General features: G+C 41.3%; 15 protein-coding genes. 3 read left to right on the forward strand and 12 right to left on the reverse strand.

The window, feature by feature from the left end; translation table 11 throughout:
• Positions 1-34 precede the first annotated feature (34 nt).
• The 12 genes from def to H8S63_RS17485 all read right to left on the reverse strand — a co-directional run bounded on the left by def (position 35) and on the right by H8S63_RS17485 (position 11,691).
• Positions 35-589, reverse strand: a complete 555-nt coding sequence (gene def, locus H8S63_RS17430; protein ID WP_186927491.1) for a peptide deformylase — start codon at positions 587-589, stop codon at positions 35-37.
• 42 nt (positions 590-631) lie between these two features.
• The gene (gene ruvX / locus H8S63_RS17435) at positions 632-1,048 is read right to left on the reverse strand and encodes a Holliday junction resolvase RuvX (protein WP_022276045.1); all 417 of its coding nucleotides are present in this window, start codon (positions 1,046-1,048) and stop codon (positions 632-634) included.
• 74 nt (positions 1,049-1,122) lie between these two features.
• On the reverse strand, positions 1,123-2,265 hold the full coding sequence (locus tag H8S63_RS17440) for an OmpA family protein (RefSeq protein ID WP_186927492.1): 1,143 nt from the start codon (positions 2,263-2,265) through the stop codon (positions 1,123-1,125).
• Positions 2,266-2,470: 205 nt separating this feature from the next.
• Positions 2,471-3,439 (reverse strand): PCMD domain-containing protein, encoded by a 969-nt coding sequence (locus H8S63_RS17445; RefSeq protein WP_186927493.1) that lies wholly within the window; start codon positions 3,437-3,439, stop codon positions 2,471-2,473.
• A gap of 24 nt (positions 3,440-3,463) precedes the next feature.
• Positions 3,464-4,570 (reverse strand): sulfotransferase, encoded by a 1,107-nt coding sequence (locus tag H8S63_RS17450; RefSeq protein WP_186927494.1) that lies wholly within the window; start codon positions 4,568-4,570, stop codon positions 3,464-3,466.
• Between the two features lie 7 nt (positions 4,571-4,577).
• Positions 4,578-6,038 (reverse strand): sulfate adenylyltransferase subunit CysN, encoded by a 1,461-nt coding sequence (gene cysN / locus H8S63_RS17455; RefSeq protein ID WP_007753737.1) that lies wholly within the window; start codon positions 6,036-6,038, stop codon positions 4,578-4,580.
• 12 nt (positions 6,039-6,050) lie between these two features.
• On the reverse strand, positions 6,051-6,959 hold the full coding sequence (gene cysD, locus H8S63_RS17460; RefSeq protein ID WP_007759335.1) for a sulfate adenylyltransferase subunit CysD: 909 nt from the start codon (positions 6,957-6,959) through the stop codon (positions 6,051-6,053).
• An 80-nt stretch (positions 6,960-7,039) separates the two neighbouring features.
• On the reverse strand, positions 7,040-7,648 hold the full coding sequence (gene cysC, locus H8S63_RS17465) for an adenylyl-sulfate kinase (RefSeq protein WP_007753733.1): 609 nt from the start codon (positions 7,646-7,648) through the stop codon (positions 7,040-7,042).
• A 16-nt stretch (positions 7,649-7,664) separates the two neighbouring features.
• A complete protein-coding gene (locus tag H8S63_RS17470) occupies positions 7,665-9,218 on the reverse strand; it encodes an SLC13 family permease (RefSeq protein WP_143864638.1) in 1,554 nt (517 codons plus the stop codon).
• A gap of 11 nt (positions 9,219-9,229) precedes the next feature.
• Complete coding sequence (gene cysQ / locus H8S63_RS17475) at positions 9,230-10,057, reverse strand: 3'(2'),5'-bisphosphate nucleotidase CysQ (protein WP_022276048.1); 828 nt, start codon at positions 10,055-10,057, stop codon at positions 9,230-9,232.
• A 251-nt stretch (positions 10,058-10,308) separates the two neighbouring features.
• Positions 10,309-10,803, reverse strand: coding sequence for an SPOR domain-containing protein (locus tag H8S63_RS17480; protein ID WP_186927495.1), 495 nt, complete (start codon positions 10,801-10,803; stop codon positions 10,309-10,311).
• Between the two features lie 117 nt (positions 10,804-10,920).
• Entirely contained in the window at positions 10,921-11,691 is a 771-nt protein-coding gene (locus tag H8S63_RS17485; RefSeq protein ID WP_007759322.1) for an SDR family oxidoreductase, read from the reverse strand.
• Positions 11,692-11,892: 201 nt separating this feature from the next.
• On the opposite strand from H8S63_RS17485, the gene H8S63_RS17490 reads away from it, so the two are divergent.
• Genes H8S63_RS17490 through H8S63_RS17500 form a run of 3 tightly spaced genes read left to right on the forward strand, consistent with a single transcriptional unit; the run spans position 11,893 to position 12,757 of the window.
• Complete coding sequence (locus tag H8S63_RS17490) at positions 11,893-12,102, forward strand: YtxH domain-containing protein (protein WP_007753720.1); 210 nt, start codon at positions 11,893-11,895, stop codon at positions 12,100-12,102.
• A 31-nt stretch (positions 12,103-12,133) separates the two neighbouring features.
• The gene (locus H8S63_RS17495) at positions 12,134-12,493 is read left to right on the forward strand and encodes a phage holin family protein (protein ID WP_186927496.1); all 360 of its coding nucleotides are present in this window, start codon (positions 12,134-12,136) and stop codon (positions 12,491-12,493) included.
• 3 nt (positions 12,494-12,496) lie between these two features.
• Positions 12,497-12,757 carry a hypothetical protein gene (locus tag H8S63_RS17500; protein ID WP_186927497.1) on the forward strand — a complete coding sequence of 87 codons (261 nt, stop codon included), beginning with the start codon at positions 12,497-12,499 and terminating at the stop codon, positions 12,755-12,757.
• The last annotated feature ends 123 nt before the right edge of the window (positions 12,758-12,880 follow it).

Here is a 12,880-nt window from a genome sequence, read left to right on the forward strand (position 1 = left end):
GTTTACTTGACAGGGATATAAACGTTTTTTATCTTTATTTTACCTGTTTCATCTTATAAGAACTGCGTGCTTTCCCCTTCAACATCGTATTCAGTTTTCCCTTAATCATTTGCTTACGAAGTGGAGAAAGATGATCAATAAACATCTTACCGTCCAAATGGTCGAATTCATGTTGCATTACGCGAGCCAGATAGCCTTCTACAACTTCCTCGTGTTCCACAAAATTCTCATCCATATATTTCACGCGAATCTTATCTCCTCTTTTCACTGTCTCATGGATACCCGGCAGACTCAGACATCCTTCTTCCATACTTACTTCTTCTCCCCCGACCTCTAGTATATGGGGATTGATATAAGCTTTATTAAAATCTTTAAATTCAGGATAATCCTCCGAGAGCGGATCTAATGTAATGGTAACAACACGAATTGGCAAACCGATTTGCGGAGCAGCCAATCCTACACCATCCGCATGCACCATTGTTTCAAACATATTTGCAATCAACTCTTTCAGATTCGGATAATCCGGAGTTATATCCTCTGCCACCTTTCTTAAAACAGGCTGGCCATATACATAAATAGGTAAAATCATATCTGATATTCTACTAAAAAATTAAGTTATTCTTTGTCTATATTAAAAACGTTTACTTTCCAAATATGTTTGCAGAATAATTGTAGCGCTAATCTCATCGACCAAAGCCTTGTTCTGCCGGTCTTTCTTTTTCAGTCCCGCCTCCAGCATAGTCCGATGCGCAAGAACGGAGGTAAAACGCTCATCCACATACTCCACTGGAAGCTCAGGAAAACGTTTTTTCAGTGAACGGACAAAAGGTTCTATATTTTTCATATTCTCCGAAACTTCATTATTCATTTGCTTAGGCAATCCAATAATAATCCGCTCTACCGGTTCCTTAGCGATGTAATCACCGATAAAATTCAAAAGCTCATGTGTAGGAACTGTCGTCAAGCCATTGGCAATCAGCTGCATGGTGTCGCTGACAGCTATTCCTGTACGTTTTCTTCCGTAATCTATTGCTACTATTCTGCTCATGGGGCACAAAAATACAAAAAAGACGCTTCCCGTGAAAGGAAACGTCTCTTTTATTATAATATTTCAAATATATATTATTCTTCAACAATTGCTACACGGCTCAGTTTAGCATCATCATAGAACATGTTGCCAACACCACCCTTATAGTCAACCTTCAACTGAGAAGCAGGAACTCCGAATTCGTTAACCATCAAGTCACGAACAGCTTCAGCTCTCTTCTTACTCAACTTCATGTTGTATTCAGCAGAGCCTGTACCCTTATCAGCATATCCAGTTATAGTAAATACTTTTCCTGGATTTTCCTTGATACCCTTAGCCATAGCTTCGATATTCATGTACTCTCTCTTGCTGATATTGCTCTTACCGATATTGAATACTACGACAAGGCGTGGAACAAATCCGGCTTCTTTCTTAACAACCACTTCCGGTTTCTTATTACGTGCTTCAACCAAGTCACGCTTCAAAGATTCATTTTCACCCTTCAGTGCGTTTACTCTGTCTCTCATATCGTTCAACTGGCTCTCTGGAACCATCGGAACTGTAGGAACTGCATTCCAACCGCGTTTCTTAAATTTATAAGTAACACCTACAGTCAGTCCTAACATAGCTTCCTTATTCTCACCAGCCAATGTATTTTTCATAAACAGGCTACGCATTTCCACGTTGAAGTCCAAAGCAGACGACAAACGGAAACGGTTAATCAAACCTAAATTAAAACCAATATTATCATCTGTCGGTTTCGTCCAAGAATGAACCCATCCTGCACCTGCATAAGGGATGAATGAATACAGACGGTCTTCCTTATACCCGCAGAACATATTAGTAAGGTTCAACATAACATCAGCATGGAAATTAGCGATATTCCATTTCTGCTTATAATATCCGTTAGACATAACGCCACCTTTTACGTAAGCATCATCTTCAAGCAAAGTAGCTCCCTTAGCCTGAAGACCATTATAAGCAATACGCAAACCGATTCCGGGAGTAAACCACTTTCCTACAGCAATGTCCAATGCAGGAGCAAGTCGTTTTCCAAAATCCAACTTACCGTCATTATCTCCAAAATACATCTGGGCTCCCAGACCACCGCTAATAAACCAATTAGCTCCAAAGCGGTTTGTCTCTACGCTATAGCTAGTTGCTGCTTTTTCTTTTTCCTGAGCAGGCAGACAAACAGAAACTGCCGCCAATAAAATAAATAATAAACCCTTTTTCATCTCAATTTATTTTAGTAAATAATATATTTCCATCAAAAAGAGAATAAGATGAACTTATTTTCTTAAAAATTACTGCAAATATAGATATTTAATATAATACACACAAAAAATCACGTAAAAAATCACACCCCCATTCTTTTTTTATAAAACAAAAATAGCCAACGACAAATTTATCATTGGCTATTCTTATTTTTCTGCTGTACCTTTAATATACTAACTTCACATTATCAATCCATAATGTATTTCCCGGAGAACCTATATATGCCCCTCCGTGGCTGGATGTAAACTGAAGACACAGATGGGTAGGAACGTCATTTTCATCCCCCCAAGCCACCTCATGAATAGGTACACTTTCGCCTTTACTATTGACCGTGTAACTTTCAGTAACCTGCAGACGCATCATGTGAGCCTTATATTCAGGACGACTTGTAATATCACCATACATAATTTCATAGGAAACATTATTCTTCCAGTCCGTAGAGTGATAATAATAGGTCACCATTGTACCGATACGTTTCGCATACACGTTTCCTTCCGCATCTTCCCAACGTTTCTGTAAAAACAGAATAGCTGCAGGATAATCTTTACCGGGAACATCCGTAATCTTACTGAATCCGGTAGCACGGATACGATTTTCGCGATCCGACATCTTCACCTTGTAATCGAACTGAAGGGCTACCGGTTTCTTAGTAAACGGAATACCGGTCTGCAGCATCTTCTGTGGGTTCTTAGTACCTTTAATAGGTTCATGCACCGATCCGGTAAAAATAGAACCAGCCGCCAGCACCGTGATATTGACCAGTCCCAGTACCTTCACACTTTCCATGCGAGTATCCAGCCGCGCACAGTATCCATTCCCTCTTTTTTCGGGGAAAACCGATGTGTTCGTCTTGGTAATTCCGGCTACTTTTGCCATCACGTTTGAAGTACCCCAAGGCGAACCACCCATATTTTTATAAACCTGATCTCCCTTGATTACAGTGGTCGGCCCTATCGCATATACATTCTTTGTATTTCCGCCAATAATGCTCGACTCCTTTATTTGACGGTCTACCCATTGATCCATGTCTCCAAAAGGAACCATTTCGACTTTATGCTGCGCCATCAAAGACAAGGAAGAAAAAAATGCAACAAAACCTGTCATCAACAGGCGATGAACGATTTTCTGAACCATTACTTTCCTTTCTTTTTTTTCTTCTTATAAATTATACTCCCATTGCTTTAAAGCAAATCCCCAATTCTCTTCAACCAGACGAATTGTGCGATCATCATATTTATACTTGTTCTTTTTATATCCTTTCTTACCGCCCACATACTTTTCTATGTCAGCACGCGCTTCCGTGAATCCCGGAATAGAAAGCGACTTATAAATATTCTCTGTCATTCCCATCGCATCTGCTTCAAAATCTTCAAACTTCACCTCCATCAGATTACCTTCGGGGATAAACTGTTTATCCGATTCATACTTATGATAAAGTTTTGCATAGATAGAAAGGATATTTTCCTCCAATTGTTCATTGCTGATATCCTGCAACTTCAACGGTTGAATCGTATTTGTAAAGAAACTGCGTGTAGATTCGAATACCGTATACGGATTACGCATCAAGTAAATAAACTTAGCGTTCGGGAACATCTTTACCAGTTCTTTCACCCGACCGGTGTGCGGAGGATTCTTGCTAAGGAATTGAGTACCATGTGTATTCCACAAAGAAATCTTAATCAGTTTCGTAAATACCTCTTCAAAAACTTTCAACTCCGCGTCTGTAATATCATCAAACAACAGATACTTGTCTGCATATTCCTGTTGACATTTCGGTAAAAACCAAAAATTATAATAAGTATAAGGCATCATATTCGACAATGCAAATTCCTCTTCCTGCGGAAGATCCACAGCCAGTTCCATATTGTCGGTCGGACGTTTATCCGGCATCAGCCAACTCATATTCTTTTTAAAGAAAGGCTGTCCCCACATCATCAAATGAGGAAACACAGTCTGATACGTTGTATTATACCCAAAATGCTTGTCGCAAGAGAACACATTATGAACAAAAGTAGTTCCGCTTCTCCAATGTCCCAGAATAAATACCGGATCATGTTCCAATGGTTGGTTGACCAATAGCTTTTCATACCGGCTATTCTGCAATCCGGCTAATGGAGAGAGTAAACGGCACACCGCCTTTGTCAACCGGTATTTTCCTTTGTAAGCCGCATCTATTTCACGACCGGCAGTGATAGCCTTAAACGTTTTCCAGTCTGCACCTACCAGCGTATTAATCGGAAGTTTATTAAATTCGAGTAATCCCATACTTTTCTTACTTTATTATTTTCACAGCAAAACCCTGACGTTCCAATTCCTTTGCTGCTTTCTCCACAGCTTCATAATGTTCCGGAGCAATTCCCAACTTCGGTAAGTCCAAAACAGGAATATCATCCGTATTGCTCATATCCTTCACCTCAACCCGATCGATAATCATACCGACAGCCGAAGTATTATTCGTAATAGGATCAATCAAGATAAATGAACCGCATGACTTATTCTTCTTATACGGATCAAAGAAAAGTTCTTTGGCAGTAGTCAGCACCACACGTGCAATCTGATTGAGCTGCAATGGCAAACTATCTGCCGTCAATTGTCCATTATCAACAGAAAGGTGTTCCATTGTGTTTACATCCACCTTATATTTAATCGCATCAATACGGGTACGGCTCAGATTAGTCGTTTGCTTGATAAAGAAAGATTTATTGATATCCATCGGTTCCTCGTCCATCCACACCATCATTGCCTCAAAATTACGGTCGATAATAGGCAAGTTATCCGGATGTACCAGCATTTCACCACGAGACACATCAATCTCATCTTCCAAAGTCAATGTAACAGATTGCGGTGGAAACGCATAATCCAACTCCCCGTCATAAGTTACGATACTTTTTACCTTAGACGTTTTTCCCGAAGGAAGTGCCATCACTGTATCCCCCTTACGGACAATACCGGATGCGACCTTACCGCAGAAACCTCTAAAGTCCAGATTCGGGCGAAGTACATATTGAACCGGGAAACGGAAATCAGACAGATTATGGTCATTATCGATATGAACGGTTTCCAGAAAATCCAACAAAGAGATTCCTTTATACCACGGAGTACGTTCCGATTTATCCACTACATTATCTCCATCCAAAGCGGAAAGAGGAATACAGTTCACATCAGGAATTCCCAACGGAGCAACGAATTTCTTGTATTCGGCAACAATCTCGTTGAACCGTTCTTCCGAGAAGTCCACCAAGTCCATCTTGTTTACTGCCAATACGACATGCTTGATACCCAACAGAGATACCAGGAAAGTATGGCGGCGTGTCTGTGTAATCACTCCCATACGGGCGTCTACCAGAATAATAGCTAAGTTAGCCGTAGATCCGCCGGTGATCATATTACGAGTATACTGCTCATGTCCCGGAGTATCCGCAATAATAAACTTACGGCCGTTGGTAGAAAAATAACGATAAGCCACATCAATCGTAATACCCTGTTCCCGTTCGGCTTTCAAACCATCGAGCAACAATGCGTAGTCTATATGCTCACCCGCATTTCCTACACGTTTGCTATCACGCTCCAACGCATCCAACTGGTCTTCGTACAATTTCTTACTGTCAAACAACAAACGTCCGATCAGCGTTGATTTCCCATCATCAACCGAACCGGCGGTCAACAGTCTCAGCAAGTCTTTCTGCTCATCCTTATCCAGAAAAGCCTTTATATCTAATTTATTATCTGCCATCACTTGTTACAATTAAAAGTATCCTTCACGTTTCTTCTGCTCCATACTCGCATCCTGGTCGAAGTCAATCACGCGAGTTGTCCGCTCACTCTTAGTAGTAGTCATCATTTCTTCCACAATCTCCTCAATTGTTGAAGCTCCGCTTTCTACAGCACCCGTCAATGGCCAACAACCCAGTGTACGGAAACGGACCATCTTCATTTCAATCTGATCACGGTATTTTTCCGGCAAGCGGTCATCATCCGCCATAATCAGATTACCATCCATTTGTACTACCGGACGTTCCTTTGCATAATACAACGGGACAATCGGAATATTCTCCAGCCGAATGTACTGCCAGATATCCAACTCTGTCCAGTTACTCAACGGGAATACGCGAATACTTTCCCCCTTGTGTACACGGGCATTATAAATATCCCACAATTCAGGGCGCTGGTTTTTCGGATCCCACTGATGGAACTTATCCCGGAAAGAGAAAATACGTTCTTTCGCACGTGATTTCTCTTCATCACGACGGGCTCCCCCGAACGCTGCATCAAACTTATACTTATCCAGAGCCCGAAGCAATGCCTGTGTCTTCATCAGGTCAGTGTGTACTTTGCTTCCATGCGTAAAAGGTCCCACCCCTGCATTGAAAGCTTCCATATTACTTTCTACAATCAGATTCCATCCATATTTCTTAGCATATTCGTCACGGAACTGAATCATCTCCTTGAACTTCCATTTCGAATCGATATGCATCAAAGGGAATGGTACTTTACCCGGATAAAACGCTTTTTCCGCCAAACGTACCATCACCGAAGAATCCTTTCCGATACTGTAAAGCATCACCGGATTCTCAAATTCCGCCGCCACCTCGCGGATGATATGAATAGACTCTGCTTCGAGTTCTTTCAAGTGGCTTAATTTATATTCTTCCATTTATTTTAAAAGTTATGAATTACGAATTATGAATTTGCCGACAACCGCATACTAATTCTTCATTCCCAATTCTTCATTCTTCATTTCACATTCTTCACTTTAGGTAAAATCAGCTCCAGCAAACGATTCACAGATTCTTCCAGACTTAGTTTAGAAGTATCCAACGACAAAGCCGGATGTTCCGGTATCTCAAAAGGCGCAGAGATTCCCGTAAAATTCTTTATTTCTCCTTTGCGGGCTTTCGCATACAAGCCCTTTACATCGCGTCTCTCACACTCCTCCAACGGGGTACTTACGAAAATTTCCAGAAAATCATCCTTTCCGATTATATTCGCTGCCATTTCGCGAATATCATTATTCGGACTGATAAAAGCAGCAATTGTTATAATACCGCTGTCCAAAAACAACTTTGACACTTCGGCTATACGGCGAATGTTCTCCACCCGGTCGGTTTCCGAAAAGCCCAAATTATTATTAATTCCGCTACGGATATTATCCCCGTCCAGAATACGGCAAAGCAGTCCACGCTTATGCAGTTCGCGTTCCAATGCAATGGCAACTGTACTTTTCCCCGACCCGCTCAGTCCGGTAAACCATATCATGACACTATGCTGTCCCAAAAGCTCTTCTTTGTCTTGCCGTGTCATCATGCGGTCAAATATAGGATATATATGATTCTTTTCTTCCATCTATAAATTAGTTTTATTAAAAGTTCCAGATCATCGGGATCAGAATAACAGAAATTAAGAAGGTTATAATATTTAGCGGTAATCCGATACGCACAAAATCCATAAACTTATAGTTACCGATACCTTGCACAATCAGATTCGTCTGATAACCAATCGGTGTAGAGAAACTGGCAGATGCAGCCATACAAATCACCACAAAGAAAGGTGTCGGGCTGACTCCCATCTGTGCCGAGATCGACAGTGCCAAAGGAAACGCCAAAGCCGCCGCTGCATTATTGGTTATCAACTCCGTAAACAGATTTGTGATAATAAATAGCATTGCAAGCAACACGTGCGGACCGTAATCATCACTTAACCCAATGATGAACTTAGCAACGCAATCCGCCACTCCCGAATTTACCATCGCCTTACTGATCGCAAAAGCACAAGCAATCGTAATCAGGATATCCCACGAAATGTATTTAGTATATTTGCGGGCAGGAAACAGATTTGTCCATGCCATAATAATAGTAGTAATAGAAACAAAGAAGAACATATCCAGTTTGATATCCGGAAACATTTCCCTCACAATAGGAAGCTCACCCACTGTTGCACCTACAATCATCAACACCAAAAGAAACAAAGCAAACCAACGTTTTTTCTTTCCGGCAGTATCAGGGTCACTTCCATTTGTCAATAGCACGAATACGGAAGATTCTCCCCATGTCGGAATAAACGTATCATCAGCCATCACAACCAGAGTATCTCCTTCATGAAGCACTATATCTTCCAGATTCGTAACAAAACGTTGCCCGTTACGTGTCTTTATCTCCTTCACTTCCGCCCCATAATGGCGTTGGAAATTAAAATCCTTCAGTTTCTTATTAATACCGGGAAAACGCGCACCCAATACTGCCTCTACCCGGTGTAGCTTCTCCCCTTCCTCTACTTCCTCATCCGGTACCGCCGTATCCGGGCGTGCATCCGGCAACAGACGCTTCGAGAAAACAAACAGATAAATAATGCCGGCAATGGCTATAAAGATTCCTACCTTTCCAAGTTCAAACATTGAGAAGCCTTCGAACCCGGCATCCAATATCATACCATGTACCACCAGATTAGTAGAGGTACCGATCAGCGTACAAATACCCCCCAGAATAGTGACATAAGAAAGAGGTATCAAGAATTTTGTAGCAGGAAGCTTCACCGCATTAGCCCAATGCTTGATAATAGGAGCAAAGATAACCACGACAGGAGTATTATTCAAGAAAGCGGAAATGAACGCTACCGAAGGTAAAAGACGCAACTGTGCCTTAAACACCGTTGTCTTCCCCTGAGGCAACAGTTTCTTTATCACCTGTCCCAGCGTACCCGACTGTCGGATCCCTTCACTCACCAGAAATAGCAAAGCAACAGTTATCATACCTTTGTTGCTAAAGCCTTCAAGCATCTCTTTGGGAGTCAGAATACCGGCACACAAAAATAATACCACTACTGAAAAAAGTATCATACCCGGACGCATCTTATCTGCAACCAAGGCAGCTACCATTCCTAATAGGGCCAATAGTACAAATACAATTTCAAATGTCATATAAACATCAATTAGTGTTCTCTCTTGGGCTCAACAATAAACCAAGGATTCAATAAGTCCTCCTTATTATATCGTAACGGTTCATCCTTTCCGGCTTGATACACTTCCATTCCGGCAGCACGTGCAATCGCATGTCCGGCAGCCGTATCCCACTCCATAGTCGGAGCAAAGCGCGGATACACGTCAGCCTCTCCTTCCGCCACCAGACAGATCTTCATAGAACTTCCACGCGATATCAACTCAATGCCACCGCGTTTCTTTTTCCTCAGGTCTGCAATATATTCTTCCGTTTCAGGCGACAAGTGCGAACGGGAAGCAACGACTATGAAATGATCACGAGGATCATCCAAAGGCAACCGTTCCGAATCTTCGATCATCTGTTTCAATGTCACCGTATCATCTTCCAGACCGACAAGACCGGAGCACTTATATGCTCCCACACCCTCAACCGCAAAATAGAGTATTCTCTTTACAGGCACATAAATAACCCCTATCACAGGCACCGAGTCTTGCACCAAAGCAATATTTACAGTAAATTCTCCATTACGCTTGATAAATTCCTTTGTACCATCCAAAGGATCCACAATCCATAACGTATCCCATTTACGGCGGACCTCATAATCCAGATGTCTCCCTTCTTCACTAAGGATCGGGAAAGGAGTCTTGCTCAAAACGGCAACAATTGCTTCATGTGCTTTTCTGTCCGCTATTGTCAGTGGAGAATTATCAGCCTTTCTTTCTATTTCAAAATCCGATGCCGGATCCTCATAAATAGACAGTATTTCTTCACTTGCTTTCAATGCCGCATCAATAGCAGCCATTACATATTTTTGTTCCATTTAATTCTTTTATTAAAACCTCATTTCCATCAAGGCTGTGAATTCTCCAAATTAAGAATTGACAAAAGTAAAAACTTTCTTTGCTATAAAAGTTTCCTCACTGACATTTATAACTTCTTTTAGTAGAAAGATAAAAATATCTAAATAGATATTCAACCCTTTCTCAATAAAAAAGCAGTAACTTCCCAGTTACCGCCTTCTTATTTGGAAACAACATTTGTTCTTTCCAAGTATATATTACCAAAAAGAAATCAATAAACACGATACAGCAACCAGGCTCCCTGGAAGTCCGAACGGTCCGGATACTTAGCTTTAAAAGCATCACGGGCTTCAGCTGCTGCAGCTTTATCGGCAAATGAACTTACGATAACACGATACATCGCCTTATCTGCATTGAATGCGATAGTTGACTGATAACCTTGTGCGTCCAACCAGTCTTTCAGACCTTCCGCATTTGCTTTAACGCCAAAACTACCTGCCACTACACTATAATCTTTCAATCCCTCATTGCCGGAAACCACTGTAACTTTTTCCTGGCGAACGCCGGATGTATCTGCCACTTTAGGTGTTGCCACAGGAGCTGCCACTACCGGAGTCACTTCTACCGGAGCTTCCACCTGCGGTTCCGCCAATTCCTGCTGTTTTGCTTTCTCGTAAGCTTTCTTATAGGCGCTTTCGCTGGATTTACAAGATGCAAAAGCCAGCACCAAGCATACTCCCATTCCCAATACGACTAATTTTTTCATAATCCTATATTCATGTTTTAATTAATAATTCTATATCCTTGTCCATCTACATTTAGTTTCGGGCAACAAAATAATAGAAATTTTATCATCCGGCAAAGAAATCCGGCAAAAAAACCTCTATTCCGTCTTTTTCTTGTACGAAATAGTACCCGTAGCCTGATAAGTAGGCATTAAAAGTACTTCCGCAATCTGAATATGCTCGGGAGCCGATGCGGCAAAATAGACAGTCTCGGCAATATCATCTCCCGTCAACGGACGAATCCCTTTGTAAAAATTATCAGCAGCCTCTTTATCTCCACGATAACGTACTACCGTAAAATTTGTTTCCACCATACCCGGCTTAATATTCGTTACTCTCAATGGTGTATCCACCAAGTCAATCCGCAAACCGTCCGACAGAGCTTTTACAGCAGCTTTAGTCGCACAATACACGCTTCCTCCGGGATAAGCGGCATCACCGGCAATGGAACCAATATTGATAACATGTCCGCGTCCGCGTTCCACCATACCGGGTACTACCATGCGTGTCATAGCCAGCAACCCTCTTATATTCGTATCGATCATGATGTCCCACTCATCCAAACTCCCCTCAAACTCCTTATCTACACCAATCACCAGTCCGGCATTGTTGACCAGCACATCAATCGCTTTCCATTCTTCGGGCAAAGATTCCAAAGCTGCAGCAGCCTGCTTCCGGTCACGTACATCAAAAGGAAGTATATATACCCGCACACCATACATCTTTTCCAATTCAGCCTTCAATTCCTCCAACTTCGACACGGTGCGTGCATTCAAAATCAAGTTCCATCCCTCTTTTGCAAACTTACGGGCACAACCTTCACCAATTCCGCTACTGGCACCGGTAATAAAAACAATTTTAGCTTCCATTATGTTTCGATTTACAATATTAGTTGGCAAAAGTACGCCTTAAGTTATATTGGTTAGCCTCGAAAGTCAGTTAAATAAGATTAAACCGAAGAAGAAAAAAAATAAATATAAAACTGAGCACTTTTTTTTCGTTTTCATGAACAACCTTTCAATAAAAATGTTATATTTGTTGTATCATAATCATTTTAAACATTACAAATTATGAAAGGATTGAATGTATTAGCAGCTTTTCTGGGTGGTGCAGCCGTAGGCGCAGCCCTTGGTATTTTATTTGCTCCTGAGAAGGGAGAAGATACTCGTCATAAAATTGCAGAGATTCTCCGTAAGAAAGGTATCAAGCTCAACCGTAATGAGATGGAAAATCTTGTTGACGAGATTGCAGCTGAGATGAAAGGAGAAATAGCAGAGTAAATGAGTAACAACAGACTAAAACAGAGCGACCATGTTTGCAGACGATAAAAGTATTGAGAATTTCCAGCAGTTATTTTTCGAGTTCAAGAAATATTTAGAACTTCAGAAAAAATATACCAAATTAGAATTAACGGAAAAGTTAACCATACTATTCTCAACGTTAATCATGATATTAGTACTTATTATCTTAGGCATGGTAGCCCTGTTTTACCTGCTTTTTGCATTGGCTTACATATTAGAGCCATTGGTCGGTGGTCTCATGGCTAGTTTTGCCATTATTGCCGGTATCAACATTGTCCTAATCTTCCTAGTTATTATTTTCCGCAAGCAGCTCATCATCTCTCCGATGGTGAACTTCCTCGCTAATTTATTTTTAACCGATTCTAAATAAATTATGAGTACACAAACACCACCACAGAAAATTACTTTAGAAGAAATCGCAGAACGTAAAAAGAAACTTCTAAATGAGATTCACGCTCAAAAGAAAGCCATGACTGCCACAACACGCGAGATATTCGCTCCGCTAGCTCCGGCTACCAACAAAGCGGATGCCATTATGCGTTCGTTCAATACAGGCATGGCGATATTCGATGGGGTGGTAATGGGAATCAAGATTATGAAGAAAGTACGGGCGTATTTCAGGAATTTGAGATAAAAGGAAGAAGAAAACGGACAAAGCCCTCTTCTACTTCACGATTAGGAAAGCCAAGACGATACATTCCGAATTCCTCGTCATAACCTTTAATGGTAAGATATCCGCTCTGGTAAATCACCGGGG

Source organism: Bacteroides sp. NSJ-39 (assembly GCF_014287315.1).
Taxonomy (GTDB): Bacteria; Bacteroidota; Bacteroidia; order Bacteroidales; family Bacteroidaceae; genus Bacteroides; species Bacteroides finegoldii.